The sequence below is a fragment of the Streptomyces sp. NPDC054883 genome (assembly GCF_053610645.1).
The window spans coordinates 1-17,498 of the sequence record NZ_JBSGYT010000033.1 but is presented as its reverse complement, the minus strand read 5'-3'; the positions used below and the strand labels follow the sequence as shown (position 1 = coordinate 17,498).

Here is a 17,498-nt window from a genome sequence, read left to right as displayed (position 1 = left end):
CCGCGCAGCGGGGCGGCGCCGCAGACGTACGCCCCGACCGGCCTCAGTCCACCAGGTCCCGGACCACGGCGTCGGCCAGCAACCGCCCCCGCAGCGTCAGCACGGCCCGCCCCGCCTCGTACGGCTCAGGCGCCAGCAGCCCGTCCGCCAGCGCCCGCCGGGAGGCCGCGAGACCGGCCCCGGCCAGCAGCGCCAACGGCACGCCGTCCACCAGCCTCAGCTCCAGCAGGATCCGCTCCACCCGCCGGTCCTCCTCCGACAGGAGCTCCCGCCCGGCCCCCGGAGAACGGCCCGAAGCCAGCGCGGCGGCGTACGCCCCCGGGTGCTTCACGTTCCACCACCGCACCCCGCCCACGTGCGAGTGCGCCCCCGGCCCAGCGCCCCACCAGTCGGCGCCGCGCCAGTACAGCTCGTTGTGCAGGCACCGGCCGGCCTGGGAAGTCGCCCAGTTCGACACCTCGTACCAGTGGTACCCGGCCTCGGCCATCACCGCGTCCGCGATCAGGTAGCGGTCGGCGTGCACGTCGTCGTCCGTCATCGGGACCTCGCCGCGCCGGATCCGCCGCGCCAGCTGGGTGCCCTCCTCCACGATCAGCGCGTACGCGCTGATGTGGTCCGGGCCGGCCCCCAGCGCGGCCGCCAGCGACGCCCGCCAGTCCTCGTCGGACTCCCCTGGCGTGCCGTAGATCAGGTCCAGGTTGACGTGCTCGAAGCCCGCCGCCCGGGCTTCCGCGACGCACGCCTCGGGCCGCCCGGGGGTGTGCGTACGGTCCAGCACCTTGAGGACGTGCTGCTTCGCGCTCTGCATGCCGAAGGAGATCCGGTTGAACCCGCCCGCGCGCAGCTCGGCGAGGTACTCCGGGTTCACCGACTCCGGATTGGCCTCCGTCGTGACCTCCGCGTCCGGTGCCAGGCCGAACTCGTCCCGGATCGCCGCGAGCATCCGTACGAGGTCGGCGGCCGGCAGCAGCGTCGGCGTACCGCCGCCCACGAATACCGTGCGCACGGCCCTGGGGTCGTCCCCGAGCACCTTGCGGGCGAGGCGGACCTCGTCGATCAGGGTGTCGGCGTAGTTCTCCCGGGAGGCGAGCACGCCTCCGGTGCCCCGCAGCTCGGTGGCCGTGTAGGTGTTGAAGTCGCAGTAGCCGCAGCGCGTGGCGCAGTACGGGACGTGCAGGTAGAACCCGAGCGGCCGGTCCCCGGCACCCGCCAGGGCGTGCGACGGCAGCGAGCCGTCTTCGGGCATGGGTTCACCGTCGGGCAGTGCGGAAGGCATGCGCCCATTGTCCCGCACTGCCCCAAGGTCGTTTACGCCTCGTTGGCCCCGGCGTACATCTCGTCGATGAGGTGCTTGAACTCGCGCTCGACGACCGGCCGCTTCAGTTTCAGGCTGGGGGTGAGGTCGCCGTGCTCGACGTCCAGGTCGCGCGGCAGCAGCCGGAACTGCTTGATCGTCTGCCAGCGCTGGAGGCCCTCGTTGAGGGTCTGTACGTACGTCTCGATCAGCCGGTTGGTCTCGGGCGCGGCCGCGACCTCGGCGTACGTCTTGCCCTCCAGGCCGTGCTCGGCCGCCCAGAGCAGGATCGCCGGGCCGTCGAGCGCGATGAGCGCCGAGCAGAAGTTACGGTCCGCGCCGTGCACGACGATGCTGGAGACGTACGGGCAGATCGCCTTGAACTGGCCCTCGACCTCCGCCGGGGCCACGTACTTGCCGCCCGAGGTCTTGATCAGGTCCTTCTTGCGGTCGGTGATGCGCAGGTAGCCGTCGGGCGAGAGCTCGCCGATGTCGCCCGTGTGCAGCCAGCCGTCCGCCTCCAGCACCTCGGCGGTCTTGTCGGGCAGCCGGTGGTAGCCCTCCATGATGCCGGGGCTGCGCAGCAGGATCTCGCCGTCGTCGGCGATGCGGACCTCGGTGCCGGGGAGCGGCTTGCCGACGGTGCCGGTGCGGTAGGCCTCGCCCGGGTTGACGAAGGAGGCGGCGCTGGACTCGGTGAGTCCGTAGCCCTCCAGGATGTGGATGCCGGCGCCCGCGAAGAAGTAGCCGATCTCGGGCGAGAGTGCGGCGGAGCCGGACACGGCGGCGCGCAGCTTGCCGCCGAAGGCCTCGCGGAGCTTGGAGTAGACGAGCGCGTCGGCGACCTTGTGCTTGGCGGCGAGGCCGAGGGGGACCTTCGTACTGCCGGTGCGCCGGTGGTTGTCCTGCCGGGTCCTGGCGTACTCGCGGGCGACTTCGGCGGCCCACTTGAAGATCTTGTACTTGGCCCCGCCCGCGGCCCGGGCCTTGCCGGCGGCCCCGTTGTAGACCTTCTCGAAGATGCGCGGGACGGCCGCCATGTAGGTCGGCTGCACCACCGGCAGGTTCTCGATGATCTTGTCGATGCGGCCGTCGACCGCGGTGACGTGCCCGACCTCGATCTGGCCGGAGGTGAGGACCTTGCCGAATACGTGGGCCAGCGGCAGCCACAGGTACTGGACGTCCTCCGCGGTGATCATGCCGGTGGCCACGGTCGCCTTGGCCATGTACGACCAGTTGTCGTGGGGCAGGCGCACGCCCTTGGGGCGGCCGGTGGTGCCGGAGGTGTAGATCAGCGTGGCGAGCTGGTCCGCGGTGATGGAGGCGATCCGCTCCTTGACCGCCTCGGGGTGCTTGGCGAGGTACTCCTTGCCGCGCGCCTCCAGGGCTTCCAGGGAGAGCACCCAGCCCTCGGGGTCGCCGGCCGCCGCCAGCGCGTCCTCGGCGTCGAGGACGACGACGTGGGCGAGGCGGGGCAGGTCGGCGCGGTGCGCGCGGGCCTTCGCCAGCTGCTTGCCGTCCTCGGCGATCAGCACCCGGCTCTCGGAGTCGGCCAGGATGAAGGCCGACTCCTCCGCGTTGGTGCTGGGGTAGATGGTGGTGGTCGCGGCGCCGGCGCACATCACGCCGAGGTCGGCCAGGATCCACTCGACCCGGGTGCTGGAGGCGAGCGCGACCCGGTCCTCCGCGCCGAGGCCGAGGTCGGCCAGGCCGGCGGCGATGGCGAACACCCGGTCGGCGGCCTGGCCCCAGCTGAGCGACTTCCACGCGTCGGGGCCGCCGTCGGCGGAGGGGACGGGGTACCGGTAGGCCTCCCTGTCCGGCGTGGCGGCGACACGCTCAAGGAAGAGGGCCGCCACGGTGGGCGGGCGGTTCTCGATCAAGGTCTGTGTGTCGCTCACGACATCCTCCGGACCGGTCCACGCGGCAGCGTGGGCGTGGGGCGCTTGGGGCTGGCGGGGTGGGGACCTGCGCACATGCTGTTGGCGAGTTTGTGACTGGCGAGTAACCATCGAGCAGTGATCAGACTAAAGGCCGTCCGGGCTGCGCGTAAGGGGCGGCGAGCGGCCGGTTCATAACGAAACGGGCCCACATGCGTCCGCATGTGGGCCCGTTTGTCACGACTGGGGTCGCCGGCGGGCTACTTCTTCTTGCCCGCGGACTCGTCGCTGGAGAGGACGGCGATGAAGGCCTCCTGGGGGACCTCTACGGAGCCGACCATCTTCATCCGCTTCTTGCCTTCCTTCTGCTTCTCCAGCAGCTTCCGCTTACGGGAGATGTCACCGCCGTAGCACTTCGCGAGGACGTCCTTGCGGATGGCGCGGATGGTCTCGCGGGCGATGACGCGCGAGCCGACGGCCGCCTGGATCGGGATCTCGAAGGCCTGCCGCGGGATGAGCTCGCGCAGCTTGGCCACGAGGCGCACACCGTAGGCGTAGGCGGCGTCCTTGTGCGTAACGGCGGAGAAGGCGTCGACCTTGTCGCCGTGCAGCAGGATGTCGACCTTGACCAGGCTGCCGGACTGCTCGCCGGTGGGCTCGTAGTCGAGGGAGGCGTAGCCGCGCGTCTTGGACTTCAGCTGGTCGAAGAAGTCGAAGACGATCTCCGCGAGCGGGAGCGTATAGCGGATCTCGACCCGGTCCTCGGAGAGGTAGTCCATCCCGAGGAGGGTGCCGCGGCGCTGCTGGCAGAGCTCCATGATCGCTCCGATGAACTCGGAAGGCGCGAGCAGGGTGGCCCGGACGACCGGCTCGAACACGTCCGAGATCTTGCCCTCGGGGAACTCGCTCGGATTGGTGACGCTGACTTCCTTGCCGTCCTCCATGACGACGCGGTAGACCACGTTCGGCGCGGTCGCGATCAGGTCGAGGCCGAACTCGCGCTCCAGGCGCTCGCGGACCACGTCCAGGTGCAGCAGGCCGAGGAAGCCGACGCGGAAGCCGAAGCCCAGCGCCGCCGAGGTCTCCGGCTCGTAGACGAGCGCGGCGTCGTTGAGCTGGAGCTTGTCCAGGGCCTCGCGCAGGTCCGGGTACTCCGAGCCGTCGAGCGGGTACAGGCCCGAGAAGACCATCGGCTTCGGGTCCTTGTAGCCGCCGAGGGCCTCGGTCGCGCCGTTGTGCAGGCTGGTGATGGTGTCACCGACCTTGGACTGACGGACGTCCTTCACGCCGGTGATGATGTAGCCGACCTCGCCGACGCCGATGCCGTCGGCCGGGGTCATCTCCGGGGAGGAGACACCGATCTCCAGCAGCTCGTGGGTGGCGCCGGTGGACATCATCCGGATGCGCTCGCGCTTGTTGAGCTGGCCGTCGACGACACGGACGTACGTCACGACGCCGCGGTACGAGTCGTACACCGAGTCGAAGATCATCGCGCGGGCCGGGGCGTCCTTGGGGCCGACCGGGGCCGGGACGGTGGCGACGATCTTGTCGAGCAGCGCGTCCACGCCGAGACCGGTCTTCGCGGAGACCCGCAGCACGTCCTCGGGCTGGCAGCCGACCAGGTTCGCGAGCTCCTCGGCGAACTTCTCCGGCTGGGCGGCCGGCAGGTCGATCTTGTTCAGGACCGGGACGATCGCGAGGTCCTTCTCCATCGCCAGGTACAGGTTGGCGAGGGTCTGCGCCTCGATGCCCTGGGCGGCGTCCACCAGGAGGACCGTGCCCTCGCACGCGGCGAGGGAGCGCGAGACCTCGTAGGTGAAGTCGACGTGCCCGGGGGTGTCGATCATGTTCAGGATGTGCGTGCTGCCCTGGCCCGGGCCCTCCGTGGGCGACCAGGGCAGGCGGACCGCCTGCGACTTGATGGTGATGCCGCGCTCACGCTCGATGTCCATGCGGTCGAGGTACTGGGCGCGCATCTGCCGCTGGTCGACGACGCCGGTGAGCTGGAGCATCCGGTCGGCGAGGGTCGACTTGCCGTGGTCGATGTGCGCGATGATGCAGAAATTGCGGATCAGCGCCGGGTCGGTACGGCTCGGCTCGGGCACGTGGCTGGGGATCGCGGGCACGCAGTGTCCTGATTCTCGGGTCGCAGTCGGAACGTTGTCTCGTATATCTCGTATATGCAGAGTCCCATGGTCCCATGGACGGCGCAGTGCGCTCGGTTTGGGCCGCCCGGAGCGTGCCTGGTAGCCTGGGCAGCTGTGTCTCGTATGGCCTCTCACCGTCCGGGACACAATCCGAAGATCAAACTCTGAACCTGAAAAGGCTCTTTCGTGGCGAACATCAAGTCCCAGATCAAGCGGAACAAGACGAACGAGAAGGCGCGCCTGCGCAACAAGGCCGTCAAGTCTTCGCTCAAGACCGCGATCCGCAAGGCCCGCGAGGCCGTGGCCGCCGGTGACGTCGAGAAGGCCACCGTGGCTTCCCGTGCCGCCGCGCGTGCGCTCGACAAGGCTGTCTCGAAGGGTGTCATCCACAAGAACGCCGCCGCCAACAAGAAGTCGGCGCTGGCCACCAAGGTTGCCACCCTCCAGGGCTGAGCTCCTGATGTGATCGCCGGGTAGGGATCCAGCGGGCCCTCTCTCCCGCTCCCGACCGGCAACCGCGCCGCACGCGAAGCGTTCGCCACGCGGGTGCGGCGCACCCAGAAGTAACCGAAGGCCCCGACCGCCACCCTTCCCCAGGACGCGGCCGGGGCCTTCGCCATGCCCGGGGCCCGCCACCGACCGCCCCGGCCCCATCCCCGGCCGGGCAGCCGAGCCGCCGGCCCGCGCCCCGGCTCGGCCTCACGGCTGCCCGGCAGCCGACCAGCGCGCACCTCCGGCCCGCCTTGGAGGCAGCGCCCGCACTCGCAGGCCGAGCCCTCTCGGTGAGCGACGCCGGCGGCGGCCCCGGCTCCGCCCATCCGCCCTTCGCGGGTACGCAGTACCCGCGCCCGCTGAAGGCTTCGCGGGCAAGCAGGGCCGGGCCGACGGGCAGGCCACCGCCGTCTTCCCTCAGGCCCACGGCCGGCCGGCCCCGGCGGCGGACGACGCGGCTGCCACCGGCGGGGACGAAGCCAGCGGGCTCATGTCGGCGAGCCCCAGCGGTCAGCCCCTGGGAGGGCGCACAGGGGGCCGGCGCCGCCCGGAGGCTCGCGGGGCAGCAGCCAGACCCGAACGGGCCGAGGCCGACACCGGTGCAGGCGCAGACCACGGCCCGGGCGGTCGGCGCGAACGGCCCCCGCCGGGAGGCCACGCTGTCGGGGTCCGGCTACACCGGGAGCCGCCCCGGCTCGTCGCCTGCGACGAAGACTCGGGGCCCCGCCCTTCCCTGGCGAGTCAGTCCACAATGCACCTGGGCCCGGCGGAACCGGGATCGGGTCCGGGCTCTGAGAACGACCCGCCGGGAGATTAGCGGCGTTGGGGGCGGGCCGCGCGGGCGACCGCCACGACCGCCTTCTCCAGGGCGTACTCCGGGTCGTCTCCGCCGCCCTTCACCCCCGCGTCGGCCAGCGCCACGGCACGCAACGCCTCCGAGACGCCGTCCGCCGACCAGCCGCGCATCTGCTGGCGGACCCGGTCGATCTTCCACGGCGGCATGCCCAGGTCCCGCGCGAGGTCGCCCGGACGGGCCCCGCGCGGAGCGGAGGCCAGTTTCCCGATGGCCCGGACCGCCTGGGCCAAGGCGCTGGTGATCAGGACCGGCGCCACACCGGTGGACAGGGACCAGCGCAGGGCCTCCAACGCCTCCGCCGCCCGCCCTTCGACCGCCCGGTCGGCGACGGTGAAGCTGGAGGCTTCCGCCCGGCCGGTGTAGTAGCGCCCGACCACCGCCTCGTCGATGGTTCCCTCGACGTCCGCGCACAGCTGTGCCGCCGCGCTCGCCAGCTCCCGCAGGTCGCTGCCGATCGCGTCGACCAGGCTCTGGCAGGCCTCGGGGGTGGCCGAACGCCCCAGCGTCCGGAACTCCCCCCGCACGAACGACAGCCGGTCCGCCGCCTTGGTCATCTTCGGGCAGGCGACCTCCCGGGCGCCGGCCTTGCGGGCCGCGTCCAGCAGGCCCTTGCCCTTGACCCCGCCGGCGTGCAGGAGGACGAGGACGATCTCCTCGTACGGCGCCGCGAGGTACGCCTTGACCTCCTTCACCGAATCGGCGGCAAGGTCCTGCGCGTTGCGCACGATCAGGACCTTGCGCTCGGAGAAGAGCGAAGGGCTCGTCAGCTCCGCCAGCGTGCCGGGCTGGAGCTGCTCGGAGACGAGGTCCCGCACGTCCGTGTCGGCATCGGCGGCACGCGCCGCCGTCACCACTTCCCGTACGGCGCGGTCGAGCAGCAGATCCTCCTGCCCCACCGCGAGGGTGAGCGGGGCGAGCGGATCGTCGGTGGGGTTCTTCCTGGTGGCCATCGCCTCCAGCATCCCACGCCCCACCGACAGTCCCCCTCCCCCGATCCGCGGCAACGGCGGCGTCCCGGAGAATGGTCGGGTGAACCCGCGACATGTACTGGTCCTGCCCGACCGCGACGCCGCCGAGGAGGTGGCGACCGAACTCGTCGACCGCTTCGGCCTGCCCGAGGAGCCCCAACTGGTCCGCGACGCCCTCGCCGGTGAGGACGACGCGGAGGACGCCCAGTGGCTGGTCGTCGTCGAGGACCCGCAGGCAAAGCTCGACTCCGCTTCGCTGGACGACCTCGCCGCCGCCTACGAGGGGTGGCTGGAGGCTCCCTGAGCCCCGCCCGGGCCCCCTCAGGCCTTGTGCACGATCTGGATGTCCAGCTCGACCTCGACGCTCGCACCGATCGCCGCGACCCCCTGGGCCAGTACCGACTGCCAGTTCAGCGCGAAGTCCTCGCGGTTCAGCTCGGCCGTGGCCCGGCAAGCGGCCCGGGGCTCGCCCTGCAGGCCCGTGCCGTTGCCCAGGTACTGGGTGTCCAGGGTCACGGAACGGCTGACGCCGTGCAGGGTCAGGGCGCCCGCGACGGCCCACCGGCTGCCACTGCGGTGGATGAAGCGCTCGCTGTAGAACTCCACCGTGGGATGGCGCGCGGCGTCCAGGAAGTCGGCGGAGCGCAGGTGGTCGTCCCGCATCCGCAGCCCGGTGTCGATGCTGCCCGCGTCGATGATTACCCGCATGGAGGAGTCCTCCATGCGTTCGGCTATCCGCACCGCGCCGGCGAAGGTGGTGAACCGGCCGTGGATCCGGGCGAAGCCGATGTGCCGTGCGGTGAAGCCGATCGAGGAGTGCGTCGGGTCGAGTTCCCAGTGTCCGGGCGCGGGCAGCCGCGGCGGCTCCACCGCGTCGAGGACGATCTCCGCCGTGCCGGGTTGCGCCGGGTCCCCCACCAGCGTCGCGCCGTGGAAGGGGGCGTAGCCCTCGGCCGTGACGGAGAGCCGGTACTCCCCCTCCGGCACGGCGGCGGTGAACCCGCCGTACGGGTCGGTCTCCCCGCTGACGACCCGGCGGCCTATCGGGTCGGTCACCTCGAACTTCGCCTGGCGCACCGGCTGGTGGACCGTGTCGAGCACCCGGCAGCTGAGCAGCCGGGCCGTTGGTGGCAGCGTGAGCGTCGCGGCCGTATGAGAGGCGGCGCTGCCGCCCGGCTCCATCCCCCGTCGGCGTCCGAACATGGTTGGTGCACCCCCGTGCAGTGTGGACTTGGACCGTTCTGGCGAAGACGCATTCGATCATGCTGCCGGGTTGTGGGCAAACAGCACGGCCGCGCCCGGCGGGCGCGCGCCGTTCGCGTCGCCGGCCGGCCGGGAACGCCCGTAGCCCGGGGCCGCTCCCCGCGACGGCCACACTGCCGTCCGTGTCCGTGCGCAGGACGACCGTACCCATCGCCCGTAGTTTGGTGAGGGTAGCGGACGCGGGATGGCCGTACCGGTTTCCGGCGCCGACCGGTACGAGCGCGATCCGCGGCCTGATCCGCGCCTGGAGGTCCGGGTCCTGGTGTGCGGAGCCGTGGTGGGCGACTTTCAGCACGTCCACCGGCCCGAGTTCCGGATGATCGCGCCACAGGGCCTGCTGGGCGTCCGGTTCGAGGTCACCGAGGAGGAGCAGGGTCAGGCCGGAGGTTCGCACCAGCAGGGTGACGCTCGCGTCGTTCGGTCCCTGCGTCGGCGGTCCGGCGGGCGGCGGCCACAGCACCCGCCACTCCAGCGGCCCGGTCCGGCGCCGCTCACCCGCCACCGCGGCCACCACGGGCACCCCGGCTCCGGCGGCCGTGCGCCGCACGAACTCGGCCTGGCCCGCCGGTTCCGCCAGTGTCGTCGTCTGGACCGCACCCACGGCCCGGCCCCGCAGCACTCCCGCGAGCCCGCCCACGTGATCGGCGTGAAAGTGCGTCAGTACGAGCAGCGGGATCCTGCGCACGCCGAGGCTCCGCAGACACGCGTCCACCGGCCCGGCCTCCGGACCCGCGTCCACGACCACCGCCGTGCCCGGTCCCACGGCGAGCACGGCCGCGTCCCCCTGCCCCACCGCGCACTGGACGTAACTCCAGTCGGGCGGCGGCCATCCCTTGAACGTACGAACGAGCGCCGGCGGCCTGAGTACGGCGGCGAGCAGCGCCACGGCCAGGGCGGAGCAGAACCACCACCTGCGGCCCCAGCGGACGCACAGGCCGAGCACGCCGACCGTGGCCGCGGCCAGCAACGCACCGCCCACGAACCCGCCGGGCCACGCCAGCTCCGCCCCGGGCAGCCCCGCCCCGGCGCGGGCCACCCCCGCGATCCACCCGGCCGGCACCCCCGCGCACCGCGCCAGGAGTTCCGCCGCCGGCAGGTACAGCGGAGCCACCGCGAGCGTCGCGAAGCCCAGCACCGTGGCCGGACCCGCCGCGAGTTCGGCCAGCAGGTTGCACGGCACCGCCACCAGGCTCACCCGGGCCGAGAGCACCGCGACGACCGGGGCGCACACCGCCTGGGCGGCCGCGGCGGCCCCCAGCGCCCCGGCGAGCCCCGGCCGCACGCCGCGCCGGCGCAGCGCCTCGCCCCACCGCGGCGCCAGCGTCAGCAGCGCCCCGGTGGCCAGCACGGACAGCAGGAACCCGGTGCTGCGGGCCAGCCACGGGTCGTAGAGCACCAGCAGCAGAACGGCCGCGGCCAGCGCGGGCACCAGCGACCTGCGCCGACCGGTGGCCAGCGCCAGCAGGGTGACCGCCCCGCAGGCGGCGGCCCGCAGCACGCTCGGTTCGGGCCGGCACACCACCACGAAGGCGAGCGTCAGCGCCGCCCCGCACAGGGCCGTCACCCGCAGCGAGAGCCCGAGGCGAGGGGCCAGCCCGCGCCGCTCGGCGTGCTGCGCGGCGGCCGGAGGCCCGATGAGCAGGAACAGCACCACGGTGAGGTTGGAGCCGGACACCGCCAGCAGATGCAGCAGATCGGTGGCGCGGAACGCCTCGTGCAGGTCGGGCGGAACCCGGGACACATCGCCGACGACCAGGCCCGGCAGCAGCGCCCGGGCGTCGGGCGGCAGCCCACGGGTCGCCTCCCGCAGCCCGGCCCGCAGGGTTCCGGCGAAGCGCTGCGCCGCGTCGGGGCCACGGGTCACCCTCGGCGGCGCGTCCCCGGCCGGCCGGAGCAGGGCCACGGCCCGCTCCCCGCCCCGGCCCGGGGACAGCCGCCCCACCACCTCGACCCGCGTCGAGGGCTGCAGCCCCGCCCACGCCGGGTGCCCGGCCAGTACCCGCACCGGGGTCTCGGCCCTGCTCCGTGCGCCGTCGGGGCCGGTCACCCGGGTCAGCACCGCGTCCAGCGTCACCACCGGCGGCCCGCTCCCGGCCCCGGCGCTGCGGGGATCGGAGCCGACGATGAGCTCCGCCACGACCCGGGCGTGCTCCCCGGCCAGCCCGACGACGGGACCGGCCCGCGCCTCGGCCCGCTGGAGCCCGGCCACCCCGGCACCGGCGCCCGCGCAGAGCAACCCGGCGGCAGCGGCCGTACCCACCCTCCACAACGCATCCGGCCTGCGGCAGCCGGCCCACAGCAACAGCCCCGCCGCAACCACCGCCAGGCCCACCCCGGCGGCGGTCCACCCGGCCGGCGCGTCGAGGGCGAGGGCGGCGGCCGCCCACGCGGCCAGGGCCGGCCCGGCGAGCCGCAGGTCCACCGGCCCGGGCCCCTCGGGCGGGTTCACGGCCGCACCAGCTTGCGCAGGTCGGAGAACCGGCGTTCGCCGATGCCGTTGACCTGCCGGAGTTCCTCCACGGAGCGGAAACCGCCCCGCGCTGTCCGGAAGTCGACGATGTGCTGCGCGAGCACCGGGCCGACGCCGGGCAGCCCGTCGAGCTGGGCGACGGTGGCGGTGCCGAGGCTCAGCGGGCCACCACCCGGCCCGGGACCCGCGCCGCCGCCCCCCGCCGGGAGCTGCACGGGCGCGCCCACCACCACCTGTTCGCCGTCCACCAGCACCCGGGCCCGGTTCAGCCCGGTGGTGTCGGTGCCCGGCCGCACTCCCCCGGCGGCGGCCAGGGCGTCCTCCACCCGCGCCCCGGCGGGCAGTGTCCGCACCCCCGGCTCCCGGACCTTGCCGCTGACGTCCACCACGACCCGGGTACCCGCGGTGGGGGCCGGGGCCGTCGGCGCCGGGGCGGGGCCGGGTACCGAGGCGGGCGCGACCACGGCCGGCGCGGTCACCGGCCCCGGCCGCGCCGACCAGTACTGCTGGGCCGCGAAGCCCACCGCCGCGACCAGCACCACCGTGAGCGCCGCCACCGTCCGCGGCTCCACCCCGCACCGGGCCTGCACCCACCCGGGCAGCCGCTCGCGTACCGCGAGCCGCCAAGTACCCCGGCCGCCCGGCGGGGCCGTCTCCTGGGCGGCCACCGGCTCGGGCCCGCCGACGGCCTCGGGTTCCCGGGCCTGTGGCACGGGGTCGGGCGGCGGCGCCGTCAGGATGGCCTCGGCCCGGCGCCGCACCGTCACCGGATCGGGGTACGGCCGCCGCTGGCGGTCGCGGAACCGGCCGTCGGACCGGCGGGGACGGCCGGGGCCGCTGGTGGCGCCGGCTCGGGAAGGGGACGCGGTACGCGTTCGCAGAGTCATGCCACGACGGTAGGGGCCTGTTCCGATCCCCGTTCGGAGGCTTCAATTCCGGTGGACCACCGGCCCGTTGTGGATAACCCGCTCACCCGTTCCGGTGACCCGCCCGGCCGCTCGGAGGGCCCCCGCCGCTCAGAGGCTCCCCGGCCGCGCCCATGTCCCGCCCGGCGCCCGTCATGGTGACCCGCCCGGCCGCTCACAGGTTCTTCGGCCGGTCCGCGGTTCCCCAACCCCTCCGCCGTTCAGCGCGGCGAGACGACGGCCGCCAGCAGACCCGGCCCGGTGTGCGCGCCGATGACCGCGCCGACCTCGCTGACGTGCAGTTCGACCAGGCCGGGGACCCGCTCCCGGAGCCGGTGCGCAAGCTTTTCGGCCCGCTCCGGCGCGGCGAGGTGGTGCACCGCGATGTCGACACTGCCGGAGCCCGCACGTTCGACGGCCAGTTCTTCCAGGCGGGCGATGGCCCGGGACGCCGTACGCACCTTCTCCAGCATCTCGATCCGCCCGCCGTCGAGGGTGAGCAGCGGCTTGACGGCTAGCGCCGAGCCGAGGAGGGCCTGTGCGGCCCCGATCCGGCCGCCGCGGCGGAGGTAGTCCAGGGTGTCGACGTAGAAGTACGCCGACATGTCGGCGGCCCGCTTCTCCGCGGCGGCCACGGCCTCGTCGACCGAGCCGCCGGTCTCCACCACTTCGGCGGCGGCGAGCGCGCAGAAGCCGAGGGCCATGGCCACCATGCCGGTGTCGACCACCCGGACCGGGACGGGGGCGGTCTTGGCGGCGACGACGGCGGCGTCGCAGGTGCCGGAGAACTCGGCGGAGAGGTGCAGGCTGACGATGCCGCTCGCTCCCGCGTCGGCGGCCGCCTGGTAGGCCCGCGCGAAGTCCTCCGGGCTGGGGCGGGACGTGGTGACCGAGCGGCGCTTCTGCAGGGCCGCCGCGAGGCTGCGGGCCGAGATCTCGGTGCCTTCTTCGAGTGCCTCGTCGCCGAGCACCACGGTCAGCGGGACAGCGGTGATCCGATGCCGCGCCATCGCCGTTGGGGGCAGGTAGGCCGTGGAATCGGTGACGATCGCGACATGGCGGGACATGAGCCGGAGGTTACCGCCAGCGGCCCCCCTCCTGCAGCGCGGGCCCCTCTCCCGGGACCTCGGCGCGGGCGCCCTCAGCCGGCCCACCGCGTCGCCGGCGTCGTCCGTCAGCCGCGCCGTGCGCAGGCCTCAGGCCGTCGTCTCCGGCTTCGGCCGCTTCTCCCACGGGTGGCGCCGCGGCGGGGAGGACGGGTTCAGGGCCGCGGGGCGGGGTTGCGCCGGGGTGCCGGGCCGGCTCTGCGGCCTGCCCTCGTCCCAGGCGGCCGCGGCCGCCGCCAGGTCGTCCACGGACTGCCGCGACCAGTCGCGCAGCGCGCCCGACTCCACCTCGATCTGCGCCGAGAGCGCGGACAGGTCGTCTTCCGCGAAGCGCCGGGCGCGCTCCCGCGCCGCCCACCGCAGGGAGTCCGCCGACTCCGTGATCTTGCGGGTGCGTGCCCGCAGGTCGGGCAGGCTCTCCGCGATCCGCTTGCGGTCCGGCTCCTGCTCCAGCCGCTTGAGCTCGGCGTCCAGGTCGTGCCCGTGCTCGCTCAGCCGCTCGAACAGGCCGATCGACTCCCGCAGTGAGCCGTCCGTCTGCACGCCCTGGTACAGCGCCTGCTGCGTCGCCCGCATCGAGGTCCGCAGGTCGAGTCGCAGCTGCGCCAGCGCGCCGGTGACCCCCACCTGGCCGAGGCTCCGGGCCCTGAGGGTCGTGTCCTCCACCCTCCGCCGGGCTTGCGTGACCGACCTGTCGACGCCGCGCTTCGCCGCGCCCACGGCCTTCACCGCGGCCCATGCGCCCAGCCCCAGGAAGGCGAACAGCACCAACAGGGCAAAGATGACCAACGCGCCCGCCTCCATGAGGCTCCCTTCCCCTGCCTATTCCGTCCCCTCCACCGTAAACGCAACGGGCAGGCCGGGGGTTCCCTTCGAACCCCCAACCTGCCCGTACGGGAATACCCCTACGACCGGCCCGCCGACGCCGGCCGGCGCTCAGATGACGATGTTCACCAGCTTCGGCGCGCGCACGATCACCTTGCGGATCTCCGCCCCGCCCAGCGCCGCCACGACCGCCTCGTCCGCCAGCGCCAGCCGTTCCAGGTCCCCCTCGGAGACCATCGGCGGCACCTCCAGGCGGGCCTTGACCTTGCCCTTGACCTGGACGACGCACGTCACGCTCTCGTCCACCACGTACGCCGGGTCCGCGAGCGGGAAGTCCTGGTGGACCACCGAGTCACTGTGCCCCAGCCGGTGCCACAGCTCCTCCGCGATGTGCGGCGCCAGCGGGGCGACGAGCAGCACCAGCCGCTCGGCGACCGAGCGCTCCAGCGGCCGGCCGGCCTTCGTCAGGAAGTTGTTCAGCTCGGTGATCTTCGCGATGGCGGTGTTGAAGCGCAGCGCCGCCATGTCCGCGCCGGCCCCGTCGATGGCCTTGTGCAGCGCGCGCAGCGTGTCCTCGGCGGGCTCGGCGTCGACGACCGTCACCGCGCCCGTCTCCTCGTCCACGATGTTGCGCCACAGGCGCTGGAGCAGCCGGTACTGGCCCACCACGGCCCGCGTGTCCCAAGGACGCGACACGTCCAGCGGACCCATCGCCATCTCGTACAGGCGCAGCGTGTCGGCGCCGTACTCCTCGCAGATCTCGTCCGGCGTGACGGCGTTCTTCAGGGACTTGCCCATCTTGCCGTGCTCACGCTTGACCGGCTCGCCCTGGTGGAAGTAGCCGCCGTCGCGCTCCTCGACCTCGGCCGCCGGCACGTACACGCCGCGCGCGTCGGTGTACGCGTAGGCCTGGATCATGCCCTGGTTGAACAGCTTGTGGAACGGCTCGGCGGACGAGACGTGGCCCAGGTCGAACAGCACCTTGGACCAGAAGCGCGCGTACAGCAGGTGCAGCACCGCGTGCTCGGCGCCGCCCACGTACAGGTCGACGCCGCCGTGCGGGGCGCCCTCGCGCGGGCCCATCCAGTACCGCTCGATCGCCGGGTCCACCAGCGCCGAGTCGTTGTGCGGGTCCAGGTAGCGCAGCTCGTACCAGCAGGAGCCGGCCCAGTTCGGCATGGTGTTGGTCTCGCGGCGGTAGCGCTTGACGCCCTCGCCGCGGCCCAGGTCCAGCTCTACGTGAACCCAGTCCTCGTTGCGCGACAGAGGGGTCTCGGGCTTCGACGCCGCGTCGTCGGGCGCGAAGGTGCGCGGCGAGTAGTCCTCGACCTCCGGCAGCTCCAGCGGCAGCATCGACTCGGGCAGCGGGTGCGCGACGCCGTCCTCGTCGTAGACGATCGGGAAGGGCTCGCCCCAGTAGCGCTGGCGGCTGAACAGCCAGTCGCGCAGGCGGAAGTTGACGGTGCCTTCGCCGATGCCTCGGCCGGCCAGCCAGTCGGTGATCCGGGCCTTCGCCTCGACGACGCCCAGGCCGTCCAGCGAGATGCCCTCACCGGTCGAGTTGACGATCGTGCCGTCGTAGGAGGAGAACGCGTCGTCCCACTCCGCCGGGTCGGCGTCGCGGTCGTCGGAGGGCTCCACGACGCAGCGCATGGGCAGTTCGAAGGCGCGGGCGAAGGCGAAGTCGCGGCTGTCGTGCGCCGGGACCGCCATGATCGCGCCGGTGCCGTAGCCCATCAGGACGTAGTCGGCGATGAAGACGGGGACCCGGTCGCCGCTGACCGGGTTGGTGGCGTAGGCGCCGGTGAAGACACCGGTCTTGTCCTTGGCCTCGGCCTGCCGCTCGACGTCCGACTTGGCCGCGGCCTGCTTGCGGTACGCGTCCACCGCCTCGTGCGGGGTCGCGGCGCCGCCGGTCCACACCTGGTGGGTGCCCTCGGGCCAGGCGGCCGGGACGATCTTCTCGACCAGCTCGTGCTCGGGCGCCAGCACCATGTAGGTGGCGCCGAACAGGGTGTCGGGGCGGGTGGTGAAGACGGTGATGGCGTCGGCGCCCACGGCGAAGTCGACGCGCGCGCCCTCGCTGCGGCCGATCCAGTTGCGCTGCTGCAGCTTGATGGCGTCGGGCCAGTCCAGCGCGTCCAGGTCGTCCAGCAGGCGGTCGGCGTATGCCGTGATCCGCATGTTCCACTGGCTCAGCTTGGCCTTGAAGACGGGGAAGTTGCCGCGCTCGGACCGGCCGTCGGCGGTGACCTCCTCGTTGGCCAGTACGGTGCCCAGCCCCGGGCACCAGTTCACGGGCGCGTCCGAGGCGTAGGCCAGCCGGTACTCGTTCAGCACCCCGGCCCGCTCGCCGGCGCCCAGCTCCGCCCAGGCACGGCCGCCGGGGACCTCGCGGGAGCCGTCCTCGAAGGCGGCGACCAGCTCGGCGATCGGGCGGGCCTTCTTCGCGTCGGCGTCGTACCAGGAGTTGTAGATCTGCAGGAAGATCCACTGCGTCCACTTGTAGTAGTCCGGGTCGATCGTCGCGAACGAGCGGCGCTTGTCGTGGCCCAGGCCCAGTCGGCGCAGCTGGACCTTCATGTTCTCGATGTTGGCCTCGGTGGACACGCGCGGGTGCGTGCCGGTCTGCACGGCGTACTGCTCGGCCGGCAGGCCGAAGGCGTCGAAGCCCAGGGTGTGCAGGACGTTGTGGCCGCTCATCCGCTGGTGGCGGGCGAAGACGTCCGTGGCGATGTAGCCGAGCGGGTGGCCGACGTGCAGTCCCGCACCGGAGGGGTACGGGAACATGTCCATGATGAACTTGCTGGGGCGCGCGACGACGGCCGGGTCCCCGGCCAGGTCACCGGTCGGGTTCGGAGCCTCGTAGGTGCCCTCCGCGTCCCATACGTCCTGCCAGCGTGCCTCGATGTCGGCGGCCATGGCAGCCGTGTAGCGGTGCGCCTCGGCCGCCTCGGGGGCCGGGGTGTTCGTCTCGCTCATGATTTCTGAAGCTCCATCGATCGTCTCTGCCGTCTCTGCCTGCCCAAACGAAAAAACCCCTCGCACAGGAGGGGACGCCGCGCCGATGCCGACCGTCTCGAAGGTCGGTGCTGATCAGCGCGGCTCGGTAAGCAGAAGGCGTACGGCACGCATGGCGTCAGGGTACCGCAGCGGCCCCGACGCCCGCTCGGGCGTTCCGCACAACGAGAAGCGGGGCCCCCCATCCGGGGGGGCCCCGTGTCTTCACGGTGGTGGGTAGGGGTATTTTAAAACCTGACGGCAGCATGGCCAGCAGGGGCGCAACCAACAA

The 17,498-nt window shown here is 73.1% G+C and carries 11 protein-coding genes and 1 pseudogene; 2 read left to right on the top strand and 10 right to left on the bottom strand.

All coding sequences use genetic code 11. The annotated features are described in order from the left end of the window. Window positions 1-43: 43 nt before the first annotated feature. The 3 genes from hemW to lepA all read right to left on the bottom strand — a co-directional run bounded on the left by hemW (window position 44) and on the right by lepA (window position 5,300). Window positions 44-1,276 carry a radical SAM family heme chaperone HemW gene (hemW, locus tag ACWGH1_RS23165; protein WP_453356897.1) on the bottom strand — a complete coding sequence of 411 codons (1,233 nt, stop codon included), beginning with the start codon at window positions 1,274-1,276 and terminating at the stop codon, window positions 44-46. 32 nt (window positions 1,277-1,308) lie between these two features. Further along, on the bottom strand, window positions 1,309-3,195 hold the full coding sequence (locus ACWGH1_RS23160) for an AMP-dependent synthetase/ligase (RefSeq protein ID WP_453356898.1): 1,887 nt from the start codon (window positions 3,193-3,195) through the stop codon (window positions 1,309-1,311). A 239-nt stretch (window positions 3,196-3,434) separates the two neighbouring features. Further along, a complete protein-coding gene (lepA, locus tag ACWGH1_RS23155; protein WP_453357169.1) occupies window positions 3,435-5,300 on the bottom strand; it encodes a translation elongation factor 4 in 1,866 nt (621 codons plus the stop codon). A 207-nt stretch (window positions 5,301-5,507) separates the two neighbouring features. Between lepA and rpsT the strand changes: the two genes are divergently transcribed. Continuing rightward, entirely contained in the window at window positions 5,508-5,774 is a 267-nt protein-coding gene (gene rpsT / locus ACWGH1_RS23150; protein ID WP_030159297.1) for a 30S ribosomal protein S20, read from the top strand. 852 nt (window positions 5,775-6,626) lie between these two features. Here the strand turns inward: rpsT and holA are convergent. Beyond that, window positions 6,627-7,619, bottom strand: coding sequence for a DNA polymerase III subunit delta (gene holA / locus ACWGH1_RS23145; protein WP_453356177.1), 993 nt, complete (start codon window positions 7,617-7,619; stop codon window positions 6,627-6,629). A 79-nt stretch (window positions 7,620-7,698) separates the two neighbouring features. Between holA and ACWGH1_RS23140 the strand changes: the two genes are divergently transcribed. Next, entirely contained in the window at window positions 7,699-7,941 is a 243-nt protein-coding gene (locus ACWGH1_RS23140) for a hypothetical protein (protein ID WP_453356176.1), read from the top strand. 17 nt (window positions 7,942-7,958) lie between these two features. Here the strand turns inward: ACWGH1_RS23140 and ACWGH1_RS23135 are convergent, their stop codons facing one another. From ACWGH1_RS23135 to leuS, 6 genes and pseudogenes are all read right to left on the bottom strand, one after another. After that, complete coding sequence (locus ACWGH1_RS23135) at window positions 7,959-8,840, bottom strand: YceI family protein (protein ID WP_453356175.1); 882 nt, start codon at window positions 8,838-8,840, stop codon at window positions 7,959-7,961. 136 nt (window positions 8,841-8,976) lie between these two features. Continuing rightward, window positions 8,977-11,349, bottom strand: a pseudogene (locus ACWGH1_RS23130) (ComEC/Rec2 family competence protein); the annotation flags it as partial. Then, the gene (locus ACWGH1_RS23125; RefSeq protein WP_453357241.1) at window positions 11,346-12,257 is read right to left on the bottom strand and encodes a helix-hairpin-helix domain-containing protein; all 912 of its coding nucleotides are present in this window, start codon (window positions 12,255-12,257) and stop codon (window positions 11,346-11,348) included. The pseudogene ACWGH1_RS23130 and the gene ACWGH1_RS23125, both read right to left, overlap by 4 nt. Window positions 12,258-12,496: 239 nt before the next feature. Then, the gene (locus ACWGH1_RS23120; protein ID WP_453357242.1) at window positions 12,497-13,342 is read right to left on the bottom strand and encodes a DegV family protein; all 846 of its coding nucleotides are present in this window, start codon (window positions 13,340-13,342) and stop codon (window positions 12,497-12,499) included. 129 nt (window positions 13,343-13,471) lie between these two features. Continuing rightward, on the bottom strand, window positions 13,472-14,185 hold the full coding sequence (locus tag ACWGH1_RS23115) for a hypothetical protein (protein ID WP_453408972.1): 714 nt from the start codon (window positions 14,183-14,185) through the stop codon (window positions 13,472-13,474). 132 nt (window positions 14,186-14,317) lie between these two features. Beyond that, window positions 14,318-17,188, bottom strand: coding sequence for a leucine--tRNA ligase (gene leuS / locus ACWGH1_RS23110; protein ID WP_453356610.1), 2,871 nt, complete (start codon window positions 17,186-17,188; stop codon window positions 14,318-14,320). Between the last annotated feature and the right edge of the window lie 310 nt (window positions 17,189-17,498).